The organism is Paenibacillus sp. FSL R5-0490 (assembly GCF_001956215.1).
GTDB lineage: Bacteria > Bacillota > Bacilli > Bacillales > Cytobacillaceae > Cytobacillus.
In genome coordinates, this window is sequence record NZ_MRTQ01000008.1 from 180,971 (window position 1) to 195,358 (window position 14,388).

Below are 14,388 nucleotides of genomic sequence, written 5' to 3' on the forward strand. Positions count from 1 at the left end.
CCTTTTCCCAGCTTAGTTATTAATGATTTTTTTCTCCTTCAATACTTCCAAAGCAATATTCCTGGCCTCAGTCCCTGTTCCATCGATATTCACCGCAAACACCCATGTACCCTTCTCCGTTTCAATAAACCCAACATACCAGCCCAGTCCCATGTCAGAGAGCCTTGTCCCTGTTTTGCCATGTAAAGTGAAATGATCCTGTTCATCCTGAATCATCATTCGTTTGACTGTTTTTTGATTTTTTTCAGTAAAAGGCAGTTTCTCCACCACGAGCTTTTCGATTAAATCAGCTTGTTCCGCTGCAGATATTCTTAGGCTGCTGTCCAGCCAGAACGTATCAATGCCACCAGATATGTCCTGGTTTCCGTACGGAATTTTTGTAACGTATTCCTGCATGTTTTTTTCACCAATCGTTCTAGCCAGGTCCTGGTAAAACCAGATAGCCGATTCCCTCATCGCAGAAGCAAGCGAATGATCCCGGTTCCAGCTTTCGAATTCCCGTTCGACTCCATCCCACCGTTTCACCTCATACTCATCCCGGACAGCTGCAGTCTCCAGCCCGATTAGGGCATTGGCGACTTTGAAGGTTGACTCCGGCGTCAGTCTCTCTATACTCCTATCCTTGTTATAGACATAAACCTTGTGATTCTTAAGATTTTTGAGAACCATAGTTCCCTCTTTACCTGCAAAAGCTTCTTCAATGTGCAGCTCCTTCGTGTTTTCTTTTCCGCCTAATGCCTCAGCACTTGTACCTGCCAGCAGCAATAACAAGGCAAGAACTGCTATACCCGCTCTCCTCATACACTTCATCTTTTCTTCCTCCTTCATAAAATAGGATTTCCGTCATGATGTCTGCTCTATATTTGTCCCTTATACTATAAACAGCATGTTTCATAGAGAAAAGAACAGTTTTAACCATCTGTACCCATACAAATCACCAGGGAGATGTGAATTCGTGAGTACTAAATATGATGAAATCATAGGAGAAATCCAATCAAGATTGGATGATGAACAGTTGAAATCCGGAGAAAAGCTCCCTTCTATCCGCAAGTTTGCCAAAGAATTCAACTGCAGCATCAACACTGTACTGAAAGCTTACAGTGAATTGGAGAAGGCTCACCTGATTTACTCAGTGCCCAAAAGCGGCTATTTTGCAGTAGGCTCGGATATGCCAAAACAACAAACTCAAATGAAAATTGACTTTGTCTCCGCAGGACCGGATAAAAGCAGGATGCCCTACCGAGATTATCAGCATTGCATGAACCAGGCAATTGAGATTTATAAAGAGGAAATGTTTCAGTATTCCCATCCCCTCGGCTTGGCGAGTCTTCGGCAGCAGCTTTCAGCTCAAGCTAAGGATCTGCAGGTTTTCGCTCCGCCTGATAGAATTGCGGTTGTATCAGGATCCCAGCAGGCTCTGGATCTCTTGATCTCACTGCCTTTTCCCAATAATAAAAAAGAGATTTGCGTTGAACAGCCAACACACTTTAGTTACATCGATTCGATTACTTCTCGCGGCCTGAAGCCGATCGGCATAGAGGTGAATCAGAATGGCATTGATCTTAATAATCTGGAAAAGGTCTTCAGAGAACGAAGCGTTAAGTTTTTCTACACAGTCTCCCGATTCCAGAATCCGACAGGCTGCAGCTACACCAATCAGGAAAAAAAGCACATTGTCGAGCTCGCTCAAAAATATGATGTCTACATAATCGAAGATGACTATATGGGAGACCTTGATACCAGGAAAAAGGCAGACCCCATGTTTGCCTATGACCCTAGCGGAAGAGTCATTTACACAAAAAGCTTCTCGAAGGTTCTGCTTCCAGGACTTCGATTAGGATTAGCCGTTCTTCCGGAAGCCTTACTAAAAAGTTTTACACAAGCTAAATTTGCAGCGGACGTCCATACACCAGTCCTCACACAAGGGGCACTTGAGATTTATTTAAGCAGCGGGATGTTTAAGGCCCATATTGAAAAACTCCGCCGGCAATACAAAAAGAAAGGCACCATTCTCAAAAAAGCGTACCTGGAACATTTGCCGCCTGGTGCTGCTTTTACTGGCGGGGATTCGGGGTTCTATTCGACAGTTGAGCTACCGGGCAGAATGAAAGCAAAGCATCTTGTGGAATATCTCCAAAAGAAAAATGTATTGGTTCAGGATGCAACAGGTATGTACCTCCCTGAGTACAGACAGGAAAACCGGATCCGGTTAAGCGTGTCTCAGGTGGATGACCGGAAAATTGCAGTTGGAGTGAAGAAGATTGGGGATGGGATTCGCACGTTAGCCAAATAGGGATGTTGAGAAAACAAAGAAAGCTCAGGAGACCTGAGCTTTCTAAAAAATAGTTTCTATTGTTTTAAAACAACTCCGCTTCCAATCCTCCCAACTGCCTTCCTCTTCCCCCTAAACCATGCAAACACAATCGCCGCAATCAATGTAAATCCTAAGTACCCCATTAAAGGATATACCGTTCCAACCAAAGTGATGAACCCGATGAAACTGGCGCCAAAAGCGGCAGCTCCAAATAATACAACGAAGATATTGAATTTAGGATTCTCTCTTTTCACGATCCTTGCAGTGAAGGCATACAGCATGCCAACAGCTGTGTTATAGATCATACCCAGCAGGACAACAAACATTAACAGTCCAAATGCCGGTGAGATTTCATTTGCAAGAGCAAGAATCGGCATCGGGGATCCTTCCACCACATCCATTTTGACCAGCAAAGCTACATTGATCAGTAAAATCAGGACACCGAGGCCTACACCGCCAAGGATGCCGCCCATGCCAGCCTGCTTTTCATCTTTTGTTGTGCCGCCCATGACAGCAAGCATGGCAGCACCAGCCGCAATATTATAGGAAACGTACAGTAATCCGCCCATAAACCAGTTGGACGCAGCAGGTGTTTGGCTTTCCGCCAATTTCTGAACTTCCGAGAAATCCAATCCCATCGTGCTTAGAGCATAGCCGCTAATGATAACCACCATGAGCAGCAGAAATGGAGTCACCAGGCTGATAATTGAAATGACTTTTTGGATGTTCAGACATACTGTCAGGATCGTTAACACAGCCATAATGATATTTCCGGCCATGCTCGGGATGCCGAACTGCTCTTCAAAGATCGATCCCGATCCGGCAAGCATGACGACGGCCACCCCAAAAAGGAAGAATGTAATGATGAAATCAACAGCCATCCCAAGATACTTTCCGCAAATATGGTAAATCACATCTTTATGGGAATCTGTCTGCAGACGGCTTCCAAGCTGGGTTAAATTCATGCCTAGAAAAGCAAAGAAAAAAGTCGCCAGCACAGCTCCGGCAATCCCCATCCAGCCAAAGCCCGTAAAAAACTGCAAAATTTCCTGCCCGGAAGCAAAGCCTGCTCCGACAATGACCCCGATAAAGGCCCCGGCGATCTGAATACTCTTTTTCAAAACTATTCCCCCTTTAAATATTTGAATTTTTTGACAACTTTGTTTAAAAGAGAAAGAGAGTATCCTCTCTCCCTCTGAGTGCTATTTGCTCTTTTTATTTGACTGGAGTGACACTATTCCCGCCAACAAGGGCTGCTTGTTCATTCTGCTTCCCCAGAGCAAATCTCTTTTCAAAAACAGTAAACTCTCTAATAGTTTCATAATTCGGTTCATAGCCAATACCGAATCTTTCTGGAACCTTGATCATCCCATCTTCAACCGTTACTTCAGGGTCAATCAGATCCTTCTCCCAATAGCGGGATGATGCAGCTGTGTCCCCTGGCATAATAAAGTTTGATAGTGTGGTTAAGGCAATATTGTGTGCCCTTCCGATGCCAGATTCCAGCATGCCGCCACACCATACCGGGATGCCGCGTTCCTGGCAGAGGTCATGAATTTTTTTGGATTCTGTCAAGCCCCCGACACGGCCGATTTTGATATTAATAATTTTGCAGCTTCCAAGCTCAATCGCCTTGCGTGCATCTTCATAGGAATGAATGCTTTCATCGAGGCAGACCGGTGTTTTAAGTTCTTTCTGAAGGACAGCATGATCAATAATGTCATCAGAGGCCAGCGGCTGCTCAATCATCATTAAATCAAATTCATCCAGCTGTTTTAACAGGTCAATATCTTTAAGAGTGTAGGCTGAGTTTGCATCCGCCATAAGCGCTATATCCGGAAAATGCTTTCTTACTTCCCTCATAACTTCAACATCCCAGCCCGGCTTGATTTTCACTTTAATTCGTTTGTAGCCATCCTTTACATATTCACCTATCAGGTTCAGCAAGTCCTCAACTCGATCCTGAATCCCGATGCTGATTCCAACTTCAATCTCATTCGCTGTCCCGCCAAGCGCCTTCGCAAGCGGAATTCCCTTCTGCTTGGCATATAAGTCCCAAACAGCCCCTTCGAAAGCCGATTTCGCCATATTGTTTTTCCGTATGTACGAGAGCGTTTCCGTCACTTCATCAGGATGTTCCATTTCTTTGTTTAATAGATTCGGAATGATGAAATCTTCAAGCATATGCCAGTTCGTCTTCAGTGTTTCTTCGTTATACCATGGTGAATGAAAAGCTACTGATTCTCCCCAGCCGCTCCTACCGTTCTCATCCTTTGCTTCCAATAAAAGAAATTCTTTATCCTGAAACGTTCCAAAGCTTGTTGTAAATGGTGCTTTCATTCTCATTTTCATATGCCTCAATACGACTTCTGTCACCTTCATATTCATAACCGCCTTTTCCTGTTAGTTGAGTTTAAGCTCGTTTCTCTGAACTAATACATAGTAGTGTACCGGGCCTTCTGAGCTTTTTTGAAAACCCGCCATGGCGTACCCTTTTGAAAATAACGCCTGAAAAATTCCTCTGGTTTTGAAGCGCCAGTCCATCGCAAGCTCGAAATTTTGATTTTTAATAGCTTGAAAGTTTGCCGGAATCGGGACAAGCACAGATCCTCCAGAACGATCCCACTCCGTATTCAATAAAATTGGAAAGTTGTCTTCTGATAGTCCCCAGTCGAACGGATTCTCGGCAGAAGCTGCTTCAATACTCAATCGCTCCTCCACATGTGAACTGGTAATCCACCATTCCACCTTTAACCGGTCTGTCGGCAGTCCATGATTCAAATTATCATCCATATCTCCATAGCAATTCTCCACATAAGTGGAGCAAATCGCATTCAGCTTGGACAGGTTCAGGTATGCATTCCGGCTTTCAAGCGGATCAAACGTCCAGGTGATCAGGTCATATCCCATCTCAGCGGCCAGTTCCTTTTGCTTCTGCTTTAAAAACGCACCAAGCCCCTTATCCTGGTGGTCAGGGTGAATGCCGAGCATATGAGAGCATAAATATCCTTTTCCCCTGTTGAAACCGGGAAATCCGTAGCTGAATCCCACCAGTTCTTCTTCTATAAATGCCCCGAGGAGAAGCCCGCCGTTCTGGGCAGCTGTGATGGTTTGATGAACCGGAAGCGGAGCCATATTCCAGATGATCTCTTCCAGCTTTTGAATCAGATTCATATCGGATGCTGTCTTTAATACCCGCAAATCAATTGTCACAGCAGCCATCTTCACTCCTCCTTTTCCAAAGTGGCCATTACCGCCCTGGCCAATATTTCCACCCCTGAGTAAATCGCTTCCCGATTGAACGTCATGTCCGGATGATGAAGACCCGGCTGCAGGTCACAGCCCAATCCGAGCATCGTGGCCTTAATATTCGGCTTTTTGAGGGTATAAAAATGGAAGTCTTCCCCTCCTGATGTCACGATTGGCTCCCGTAATTGGCCGGCTCCAAGTACATCGATTACGGCCTTTTCGAGAAAATGCTGCGCTTCTTCATCTACCTCAGCTGCTGCCACATTCGCTTTCGTCTCAAGTGTAATTTTGACTCCATAGAGCTTGGATAAATACTCCGTGATCGTTTCAATTTTTTCAGACAGTGCGTTTATCACTTCATTAGTTTGTGCCCTCAGATCGAGGCTGAAGGAAGCTTTTCCAGGTATGATATTCCCAGAGTCACTGCCCGCATGGAACTTGGTCATTTTAGCCGTATAGGGGACCATGGGATCCAAATGAATGTTTTTAATTTCATGAATAAAAGAAGCGCCAATCTCGATGGCATTCTGGCCAAGATGCGGACGGGCGCCATGGGCGTCTTCCCCGATAATTTCCCCGGTCAGAAATCTTGCTGCACCATGGTAAATGGCTGCTGATGCTTCCCCGTCCCTTATTTCCTGGATAGGTCTTAGATGTACACCATACAGGTAATCCACATCATCCAGCACACCATGCTCAATCATTTTGAGAGCTCCGGTGCCCTTTTCTTCAGCAGGCTGGAAGATAAATTTCAGCTTGCCTTTTTTGGGGAATCCCGCCTTTTGAAGCAGCAGCATCGCCCCTACTCCCATTGTCATATGGGCATCATGGCCGCAGGAATGATTCGCCTGAAACTTGCCGTCCACTTCCTGCCAAAGTGCGTCCATATCCGCTCTCAGGGCGACACATGGACTTCCTTCCCCTACTTCAACAACCAGACCGGTGCAATCCCCAAACAGCTGAACCTGAAACCCCCGGCATTCCAGGAATTTCTGCAGGTACTCGGTTGTCTTATATTCCCTCCAGCTCACTTCCGGATTTTCGTGCAAATGCGTAAATACCATCTCTAATGCGGGTTTAAGCTCTTCAATCATTTCCTTCAATCTAACTTCCCTCCCGGCTGTATAAAAAAATGCTCACTTTCCAGCTTTTCATATTGTTCTTTCCTTGCTTGAAATCGGTCACGATCTTTTATGGACACCCCAGCAATCACAGCATTTAGAAAGGAAAATAGTGCGGGTGCCGCATCAATCGTCGATTTTTCCGATGAATGTATTTGAAAAAGCAAATCAGCATGCTCTTTAATCGGCGCGATCGCTGAATCGGTTATGCCAATCACAAATGCTCCCTGCTTTTTCGCCAATTCCGCCATTTTGATCGTATCCTTCATATAACGGTCGAATGAAATGGCAATGAACGTCGCATCCTTATCCATTTCAGTGACCGTCAATAGCAGATCATCCGTATCCGGCCGGATCAGCTTCGCATTTCCCCTCACCACCCCAAGGGTAAAAGAAAGCCAGCTCGCTGCCGAGAATGATGACCTCAGCCCTGTAACGTATATTTTCTTCGATTCGATCAGCCGGGCAACCAAAGCATCGAAATCATCCTGACTGATATTCTGCATCGTTTCCCGTATATGCAGACAATCCTTCTCCATCACATTCGCCAGGAACTCCGGCTTTTCGGCCAATTCCACCTTATTCGTAAAATACTGCCCCAGTGTACTATTCACCTTTAATAGCTGTTCCCTTACCATCTTCTGAAGCTCCGAATACCCGGAAAGCTGAATCGAATAACAAAAACGGATGACTGTCGTTTCACTGACCCCGATTCTCTTTCCAATCTCGCCAGCTGACTTTACGGCGAAATCCTTCGGCTGGTCGAGCAAATACTTTGCTGCCTTCTGCTGACCTTTGGAGAGGTTAGGAAACTCTTTTTCTATTGTCTCTTTTAATATCATGTAGGATCACCTTAAGATTATGAAGTTTTAGCTGTATTATTTAGTTTTTTGAAGTTTGTACTTCGTTTTAACTAAACTATCATACATTTCTTCGGAAAACAATAATAATTCTGAAAATTTTAACAGGGATTTCTCTTGACAAATTTTTCATTAATAAATAAGATACATACATACGAATGTATGTAAAAGGAGGTTTGCATTTTTGCCGCGCAATAAATACCCGGAAATAACAGAACAGCGTATATTAGAAACAGCAACCAGATTGTTTTTAGAACAAGGCTGGGAACAGACAACCATTCAAAATATTGTGGATGAATTAGGGGATTTGACAAGAGGAGCGTTTTATCATCATTTCAAATCAAAAGAAGATATTATTGACAGAGTTCTAAAACAATTAGCAATAGAAAATGATCCGTTTGAACAAACAAAGAAATTGACAGGTTTAAATGGTTTAGAAAAACTAAAACATGCCTTTCTCTTTTCTTTTACAAATCTTGGACAGCTGGATGCCATGAAGTCTATTCCTGCCATTTTAAAAAGCCCCAAAATTATCACAAGCCAGTTAATGGACTGTATTCATACAGGAGCTCCTGATATAGAGTCGTTTATTGAAGAAGGAATAATAGACGGATCTCTCTCTGTCCAATATCCAAAACAGGCGGCTGAAACACTTATGCTGCTAACAAATATTTGGCTGAGTCCCATTATTTTTTCAGTAAATACAGATGAATATATGCATAAAGTGAAACACTTGCAAGAATTGTTTACTGGTATCGGTCTTCCGGTTATAGATGAAGAAGTAATATCCGCCCTTGAAAATTTTCATAAACAATTCAGCGAAATAAATAGGCTGCCATAAGGCAGTATATTTTTATTTAAATACATACATTTAAATGTATGTAAAAATAATGTTTCGGAGGTTTTATTATGGAACACAGAATTGAAAGCTCAATTGATAATTTCCTTGCCACTCTCTCTCCTTTCATAGAATTAGGGAATATGGGTTTTGGTGTTATTTTATTTATTTTTGGGATATTTTTTATTTTACAAAGTCCTTCAAAAAGAAGTGTGAAACTAATAGGTGTATTTTGTTCGGTGGCTGGTGCAGCCGCTATCGTAAGCGGCATATTTCAGATTTAACTGATTTGTGCTCGATAAAGTGAAACTTCAATCAGTGGGGGTTTTCCTTATCCCCCACTGATTGTTAGTTGAACCAATCGGGCCTTTACGGGCAGTTTGACCCCCCCACTTATCCTCCTTGGATTCCTCTGAGTCTTGAAGTGGGGGTCTTACTGCCCGTTAGACTGCGATAAAAAAGCCCAATTCGCTATCAATACAGCGAAATTGGGCTATATAAGCAGCAATATGCCACGATAGATGAACATCTTCCCCACCCGTTCCTGTCGCTTCAAGAACTTATGTCCGATTACTTCGTTTCACGGTGCAATGTATGTTTCTTTAAACGGGGTGAATACTTCATTAATTCGATCCGGTCAGGATTGTTCCGCTTATTTTTGGCGGTAATATAATTCCTGTCCCCTGTCTCTGTACAAGCCAATGTAATCTTTACTCTCATTTTAATTGCCTCCTTATTACCTTCTTAAATGCTTGCAGCAATTTTCTCTTCCGGCTGGCGTTCCACTGGAATCCTTGAATGCCGCCTCCTGCAATGGTCCAGATTTTAATACGAAATCATTACGATTTAAAACCTAAAAATTTTTACGACTTACTTTTATTTAAGGAGAAATAAAAATATTTGACTTTATTCCTGTTCTTTCCTGCCCGGACACTGTCTGTCAGTTCGACCCATGTGACATGTTTCAATTTATTCTCAAGCTGCCTGTTAATGGTGTCTTCAATTTCATGCATGGTCATCATCAGCTGTCCAAATGAAAGGTTAAAATGTGCTGCCGCCTGCCTATGAGGTGAATGCTTCACAAGCAGAGCCATAAATTCTTCAGAAGTCGAAGCCTTTTGAGCCAGCTCTTCTTCCAGACCAACGACATATTCATAAATCTCCTTTTGCTTAGGAGGAAGTGACTTTACAATCTCTCTTGAGATCATTTCCATAAGATGTGAATTCATATCTTTCACCTCACCAATTGGGGAAACCTTACTAGCTCTTCATGTTATATCTCTTCCTAAATCGTTCAGCACGTCCGCCGCGATCCATGAACTTCTGAACACCTGTATAAAAGGGATGTGTATCTGAGCTCACTTCGACTTTAATTAATGGGTATGTGTTTCCATCTTCCCACTCGACTGTTTCATTTGCTGTTTTAGTTGATCCTGTCAAAAATTTAAAACCGCTGTTCATATCCATGAATACTACTTTATGATATTCCGGATGAATATTTTCCTTCATTTTCATTACCTCCAAATTTTATTTTACCAGCTGGATTTTTTAACTCCCGGAACTTGCCCTTTATGTGCAAATTCCCGGAAAGCGATTCGGGACATTTTAAATTTGCGTAGATATCCCCTGGGTCTGCCCGTCACTTGGCATCGGTTTTTCAGCCGTGTCGGTGATGAGTCTCTTGGCAGTTTCCGCAGAGCTTCATAATCCCCCTTCTCTTTCAGTTCCTTTCTTAATTCTGCATACTTTAATACAATCTCCTGCCGTTTTAATTCCTTAGCTACTTTTGATTTTTTTGCCAATGAATTCACTCCTTTTTAATGAAAATCGTAATTATTACGATTTGTATAATGTTATTTAATCACATAAATTTTGATCTTGCAACTCATGTAACTTCACAACTTCCTTTAAGCTGAAATCAAGTATCTAAAAAAACTTAGATCAAGTTTGTATAAGGCAGTTTTTTCTTTTACATCAATCTGGTTATATGAAGCAAGAACTTCTGAAAAATTACTGAACACTAGCATCGCTGATAAAATTGTCATAATCCCAATACTTATTTTTTTCTTCATGACTAATTGTCTCCTCCAAGACGTACTTGAAGTCGGAGATAACGAACTTACATATCATTGGAAAGACTCAGATGGTATTGAACAAAGTGTAGATTTAATCGTTACTTTAGATACTGCTGGAATTATCTCATCTGTAAAAGAAAAAAATGTTTCTACTGATAAACAACTAGAAGATATACAAGCATCTATTAAAAAGAAGGATAATACAGGAAAATTCACAACAATGTCGAATAATGATGAGGTGCCATATAAATTAAATGGCGGTATGACTTCATCTCAATTTGTAAATACACATGCATTTGATAGGCATAGATTTCTAAAAGGCGCTTCCTCTACTTGCAGCAGAACTAGATACGATAAGGATGTAGGAGTGAAAAGTTTAAGAATGTATACGGTAAGAGATTACGATGAAAAGTTTTCTAGGAGAGAAGCAGATAATTCTACAGCAACATATTATAGTAAGAGATATAAAAGCTCCATATCTCAGTCGAAAAGCCTTGATTATATTAATACTACATGGCATCGTGTAATAAAAATTGATGGTGTTGAAGCAACTCACCATCCACTCTGTAAATAAAAGAGGTGTAAATATATATGCGGTTACAAAACCAGATTATTATTGAATGGACAATTCGGAATCATTATAATGACTTCTCCTTTGAAAAACATCTTGCTGACGTAATAAATGAATCTCATACACTTAAAGAAGGGGAAGCATTGCAAATTCATCAAGTAGTCCCTGTTGGTGAATTCAATAATGAAAAGGTTTATATAATTATTTTAAATATTGTGCCTGAAAAAGTGAATTGAGCATTAATTTGTGAAATTGGGGCAAACAAATAAAAAATCGTTTCTTTTTTAGTTAGGAAACGATTTTTTTATGCTGTAATTTGGTCAAAATATCCAATAATAAGGTGATTTTAATTATGGACCTTTATTTGGCCGATGCTTTTAACCCCATCAGGCACTTTTACAGAAGAAGGAGTAGGAATTATATTTTTAATATTATTGTAGCTTGTAAATAACTCCCTTTCAGTACGAAGGGGCACTTTAAGATTAAATATTCATTAAAGCAACCACTTATGGTTGCTTTCAGAGTGTAGACAAACCCCTTATTCAAAAATTCATCTGATGAAAAAGGGGTTTTGCTTCTTTTTTTGTAGCATATTTGGTAGTTCATGTTCCGAAACAGTACCATATATTGATGAGATATTAATTACAAAAAACGGCTATCGACTTTGTCGACAGCCTGACACAATCCTAAATGGATTGCGTTTCTTAATTTCTATCCTTACACATCATTATTCAATATCCCGCTTATTAAATCCTATAAACCCGGCTAGCGTCAGCACAGCGGCAGCCACACATAATAACAGCAGCGGGACAATTGAAAATTCCTCAATCGGTGTCTGCGGAACATGGCCAAAAGGAGAAATGCTGCCGATCCATTCAGAGAATTGGAATAAACCTCCTAAATAGAGCGCAATAAATGAATATAAAACATAAAGCCAAATGAAACCAGAGAATTTCGGCAGGAATCCAATCAGAAAGACGGCAAGGCTGATCATGACCAGCATGGCTGGATAATAGGACAGTGCTGCCCCAAAAATCATTCCAAAGGATAACCCGCCTTCAACCACAGAAGTCCCGGCAGACCATAGTCCGAGTGCTGCCAGTGAGATCATGAGAAAACCATTAATGACAGAAATAACGAAATAGCTGCCTAGCAGTTTGGTCCGGGAAACCGCTCTGCTCAAAAGATGAACAATTCGTTCTTTCTTCTCTTCACCTCGAAGTTTATTCATGGCCATCACTGGAGGAATCGTTGCCATAAGTGAAATAACAATCATCAGCATGGGAATGAATTGTTCCACCAATGTTACTCCTTCTGTTGGCTTAAGGAGCTGCTTCATGGCTTCATTATCGGAGAAAAATGATTCCAGATCCCCTAATACTGAACCGTAGGAAGCCCCGAGCACAAACATCCCGATTGCCCAAGAAATGATTCCGGTCCGCTGCAATCTTAACGCATGGCCGATCGGACTCTGCAAAAAGCGGGATGCATATTGTTTTCCGGGCCTGGATGGAAGAAATCCGCGATCCAGATCCCGAATAGCATTCAAATAATTCGCAAAGGCAAATAGAACTATGGCTGCAGCAATCATCAATACAATTGGCCACCAATTATTAGAATCATAGACTTCTGCTTTGGTTACCCAAGCGAGCGGCGAAAGCCAGGATAATGATTCATTGCTGATGTCTGTGATTGCTCTAAAAAGATAAGAAATAAGAAGGATGGCTATCGAATACCCAATTGTCCCCCGTGAACTATCTGAAGCCTGAGCAAATACGGCTGTTACACCTGCGAAAAATAGACCCGCCGCCCCTAATGCAGCACCATAAAGCAATGACCCTTCCAGATCCATGCTTTCAATTCCAAGGGCATAAAGGCCGAATCCATTAATCAAAGCCAATCCGATGCAAGCTGCCGATACTGTAAGCAGTGATGCATTTAAATAGGATAGACGCCCTACAGGCAGCGATCGGAGCAATTCCAGGCGTCCATCCTCTTCATCAGCCCTGGTATGCCGCGTTACAAGCAGGATGTTCATTAAACCGGTCACAGCTGCTGTCATTAAAAGCATTTGATGGGCTGTCATGACACCAATTGTATAGTTGCTTAAATCCGCGGGACCAGTCATGGCAGTCATCGCCGGGTTGGCCATCGTTTGTGCCATAGCATCCCTTTCCTGCTGGGAATTGTATAATCCCTGAAAGGCTGTTGGAACGATTATCGTAAAAAAGGTAAGTGCCAGCACCCACATTGGGATCCGCAAACGGTCCAGCCGGAAAATAAATTTTGAAAGGAAAGCAGTTTTTGCCAAATGATTGCCTGCCATCAGCGGACACCTCCTATATCCTTTTCCCCTTCATAATGGCGCATAAATAAATCCTCTAGGGTTGGCGGGGCACTTTCCAGCCTGCTGATGCCAAATGGAGAAATATGCTTGATCACAGCATCTATTTCCGTCGTATCCACCTGAAACGTCATCCCATGTTCACTTTCTTCAATGTCATGGATGCCATTTAGTTCATTTAAACCTGTAATCGGCAGCTTCGTATCAACAAGCATTTGAGTCCGGGTTAAGTGGCGAAGTTCACTTAAAGTACCTGATTCAATAATCTTGCCTTGACGGATAATGCTTACCCGGTCGCACAGCTTTTCTACCTCTGATAAGATATGACTGGACAGGAGAACGCTCTTCCCTTGTCTTTTAACATCTAATACACATTCCTGAAAAACCTTTTCCATCAAGGGATCGAGTCCTGATGTCGGCTCATCCAGAATGAACAGGTCAGCATCAGAGGAAAAGGCTGCAACCAGAGCCACCTTTTGCCTGTTTCCTTTAGAGTAGGTACGGCACTTCTTGGATGGATCCAAATCAAACTTCTCTATTAACTCCTCACGTTTTGCCTTATTTGCAGCACCATTTAATTTTATGAATAAATCAATGACCTCACCCCCTGTTAAGTTCGGCCATAAATTCACGTCACCAGGCACAAAGGCAACCCTTTTATGAATGTCGACTGCATCCTGCCAGGCATCCTTGTTAAAAAGCTTTACTTCCCCATCCGTTGCCTTTAAAATCCCCAATAATACCCGAATAGTGGTTGACTTGCCTGCTCCATTTGGGCCAATGAACCCCAGTACCTCACCTGCGTTTAACTCAAGATTTACCCCATCCAATGCCGTAAACTTGCCGAATTTTTTTGTAAGATTGGTTACTTTTAAAAGGCTCATGCTCATTCCCCCCCATTTTTATAAAGTGAAACTTCAATCAGTGGGGTTTTCTTTATCCCCCACTGATTGTTAGTCGCGTTCTAGTGTCGCTAAGATCTCCGCTAGCGCTTCGATCAATCGACACTACGAACC

General features: G+C 42.3%; 17 protein-coding genes. 5 read left to right on the plus strand and 12 right to left on the minus strand.

Annotated elements, in window-relative coordinates:
- Positions 1 to 12 precede the first annotated feature (12 nt).
- Entirely contained in the window at positions 13 to 801 is a 789-nt protein-coding gene (gene blaOXA / locus BK139_RS08835; protein WP_440230603.1) for a class D beta-lactamase, read from the minus strand.
- Positions 802 to 955: 154 nt separating this feature from the next.
- Here blaOXA and BK139_RS08840 point away from each other — a divergent pair, with 154 nt between their 5' ends.
- Positions 956 to 2,293: an aminotransferase-like domain-containing protein gene (locus tag BK139_RS08840; RefSeq protein ID WP_076257978.1), complete on the plus strand. Its 1,338-nt coding sequence runs from the start codon at positions 956 to 958 to the stop codon at positions 2,291 to 2,293.
- 56 nt (positions 2,294 to 2,349) lie between these two features.
- Here the strand turns inward: BK139_RS08840 and BK139_RS08845 are convergent, their stop codons facing one another.
- The 5 genes from BK139_RS08845 to BK139_RS08865 all read right to left on the minus strand — a co-directional run bounded on the left by BK139_RS08845 (position 2,350) and on the right by BK139_RS08865 (position 7,526).
- The gene (locus BK139_RS08845) at positions 2,350 to 3,435 is read right to left on the minus strand and encodes a YkvI family membrane protein (protein WP_076257979.1); all 1,086 of its coding nucleotides are present in this window, start codon (positions 3,433 to 3,435) and stop codon (positions 2,350 to 2,352) included.
- 94 nt (positions 3,436 to 3,529) lie between these two features.
- A complete protein-coding gene (menC, locus tag BK139_RS08850) occupies positions 3,530 to 4,696 on the minus strand; it encodes an o-succinylbenzoate synthase (RefSeq protein WP_286148329.1) in 1,167 nt (388 codons plus the stop codon).
- 21 nt (positions 4,697 to 4,717) lie between these two features.
- Positions 4,718 to 5,536 (minus strand): GNAT family N-acetyltransferase, encoded by an 819-nt coding sequence (locus tag BK139_RS08855; protein WP_076257980.1) that lies wholly within the window; start codon positions 5,534 to 5,536, stop codon positions 4,718 to 4,720.
- Positions 5,537 to 5,538: 2 nt separating this feature from the next.
- Complete coding sequence (locus BK139_RS08860) at positions 5,539 to 6,666, minus strand: M20 peptidase aminoacylase family protein (RefSeq protein ID WP_076257981.1); 1,128 nt, start codon at positions 6,664 to 6,666, stop codon at positions 5,539 to 5,541.
- The gene (locus BK139_RS08865) at positions 6,663 to 7,526 is read right to left on the minus strand and encodes a MurR/RpiR family transcriptional regulator (protein WP_076257982.1); all 864 of its coding nucleotides are present in this window, start codon (positions 7,524 to 7,526) and stop codon (positions 6,663 to 6,665) included. Before BK139_RS08865 ends, BK139_RS08860 begins: the two co-directional genes overlap by 4 nt.
- A 202-nt stretch (positions 7,527 to 7,728) precedes the next feature.
- On the opposite strand from BK139_RS08865, the gene BK139_RS08870 reads away from it, so the two are divergent.
- Both BK139_RS08870 and BK139_RS08875 read left to right on the plus strand, forming a co-directional pair.
- On the plus strand, positions 7,729 to 8,385 hold the full coding sequence (locus BK139_RS08870; protein WP_076257983.1) for a TetR/AcrR family transcriptional regulator: 657 nt from the start codon (positions 7,729 to 7,731) through the stop codon (positions 8,383 to 8,385).
- Between the two features lie 68 nt (positions 8,386 to 8,453).
- Positions 8,454 to 8,666 carry a hypothetical protein gene (locus tag BK139_RS08875; RefSeq protein WP_076257984.1) on the plus strand — a complete coding sequence of 71 codons (213 nt, stop codon included), beginning with the start codon at positions 8,454 to 8,456 and terminating at the stop codon, positions 8,664 to 8,666.
- A 286-nt stretch (positions 8,667 to 8,952) separates the two neighbouring features.
- Here BK139_RS08875 and rpmG read toward each other — a convergent pair whose 3' ends face one another.
- The 4 genes from rpmG to rpsN form a co-directional block, all read right to left on the minus strand.
- On the minus strand, positions 8,953 to 9,102 hold the full coding sequence (rpmG, locus tag BK139_RS08885) for a 50S ribosomal protein L33 (protein WP_076257985.1): 150 nt from the start codon (positions 9,100 to 9,102) through the stop codon (positions 8,953 to 8,955).
- A gap of 143 nt (positions 9,103 to 9,245) precedes the next feature.
- Complete coding sequence (locus tag BK139_RS08890; RefSeq protein WP_076257986.1) at positions 9,246 to 9,611, minus strand: hypothetical protein; 366 nt, start codon at positions 9,609 to 9,611, stop codon at positions 9,246 to 9,248.
- A 31-nt stretch (positions 9,612 to 9,642) separates the two neighbouring features.
- Entirely contained in the window at positions 9,643 to 9,891 is a 249-nt protein-coding gene (locus BK139_RS08895; protein WP_076257987.1) for a type B 50S ribosomal protein L31, read from the minus strand.
- 23 nt (positions 9,892 to 9,914) lie between these two features.
- The gene (gene rpsN / locus BK139_RS08900; protein WP_076257988.1) at positions 9,915 to 10,184 is read right to left on the minus strand and encodes a 30S ribosomal protein S14; all 270 of its coding nucleotides are present in this window, start codon (positions 10,182 to 10,184) and stop codon (positions 9,915 to 9,917) included.
- Positions 10,185 to 10,329: 145 nt separating this feature from the next.
- On the opposite strand from rpsN, the gene BK139_RS08905 reads away from it, so the two are divergent.
- Together BK139_RS08905 and BK139_RS08910 are read left to right on the plus strand one after the other, a co-directional pair.
- Positions 10,330 to 11,031 (plus strand): hypothetical protein, encoded by a 702-nt coding sequence (locus tag BK139_RS08905; protein ID WP_139325612.1) that lies wholly within the window; start codon positions 10,330 to 10,332, stop codon positions 11,029 to 11,031.
- A 17-nt stretch (positions 11,032 to 11,048) separates the two neighbouring features.
- Positions 11,049 to 11,264, plus strand: coding sequence for a hypothetical protein (locus BK139_RS08910; protein WP_076257990.1), 216 nt, complete (start codon positions 11,049 to 11,051; stop codon positions 11,262 to 11,264).
- A gap of 491 nt (positions 11,265 to 11,755) precedes the next feature.
- Here the strand turns inward: BK139_RS08910 and BK139_RS08915 are convergent, their stop codons facing one another.
- Together BK139_RS08915 and BK139_RS08920 are read right to left on the minus strand one after the other, a co-directional pair.
- Positions 11,756 to 13,354, minus strand: a complete 1,599-nt coding sequence (locus BK139_RS08915) for an ABC transporter permease (protein ID WP_076257991.1) — start codon at positions 13,352 to 13,354, stop codon at positions 11,756 to 11,758.
- On the minus strand, positions 13,354 to 14,256 hold the full coding sequence (locus BK139_RS08920) for an ABC transporter ATP-binding protein (RefSeq protein ID WP_076257992.1): 903 nt from the start codon (positions 14,254 to 14,256) through the stop codon (positions 13,354 to 13,356). The genes BK139_RS08915 and BK139_RS08920 overlap by 1 nt, the downstream gene beginning before the upstream one ends.
- Positions 14,257 to 14,388 lie beyond the last annotated feature (132 nt).

What these genes read in the sequence shown, in the direction of transcription:
- BK139_RS08890 (WP_076257986.1), bottom strand. Translation starts at nt 9,611, where the DNA reads ATGAATTCACATCTTATGGAAATGATCTCAAGAGAGATTGTAAAGTCA.
- BK139_RS08875 (WP_076257984.1), top strand. Translation starts at nt 8,454, where the DNA reads ATGGAACACAGAATTGAAAGCTCAATTGATAATTTCCTTGCCACTCTC.
- BK139_RS08915 (WP_076257991.1), bottom strand. Translation starts at nt 13,354, where the DNA reads ATGGCAGGCAATCATTTGGCAAAAACTGCTTTCCTTTCAAAATTTATT.
- rpmG (WP_076257985.1), bottom strand. Translation starts at nt 9,102, where the DNA reads ATGAGAGTAAAGATTACATTGGCTTGTACAGAGACAGGGGACAGGAAT.
- menC (WP_286148329.1), bottom strand. Translation starts at nt 4,696, where the DNA reads ATGAAGGTGACAGAAGTCGTATTGAGGCATATGAAAATGAGAATGAAA.
- BK139_RS08855 (WP_076257980.1), bottom strand. Translation starts at nt 5,536, where the DNA reads ATGGCTGCTGTGACAATTGATTTGCGGGTATTAAAGACAGCATCCGAT.
- blaOXA (WP_440230603.1), bottom strand. Translation starts at nt 801, where the DNA reads ATGAGGAGAGCGGGTATAGCAGTTCTTGCCTTGTTATTGCTGCTGGCA.
- BK139_RS08920 (WP_076257992.1), bottom strand. Translation starts at nt 14,256, where the DNA reads ATGAGCCTTTTAAAAGTAACCAATCTTACAAAAAAATTCGGCAAGTTT.
- BK139_RS08895 (WP_076257987.1), bottom strand. Translation starts at nt 9,891, where the DNA reads ATGAAGGAAAATATTCATCCGGAATATCATAAAGTAGTATTCATGGAT.
- BK139_RS08910 (WP_076257990.1), top strand. Translation starts at nt 11,049, where the DNA reads ATGCGGTTACAAAACCAGATTATTATTGAATGGACAATTCGGAATCAT.
- BK139_RS08865 (WP_076257982.1), bottom strand. Translation starts at nt 7,526, where the DNA reads ATGATATTAAAAGAGACAATAGAAAAAGAGTTTCCTAACCTCTCCAAA.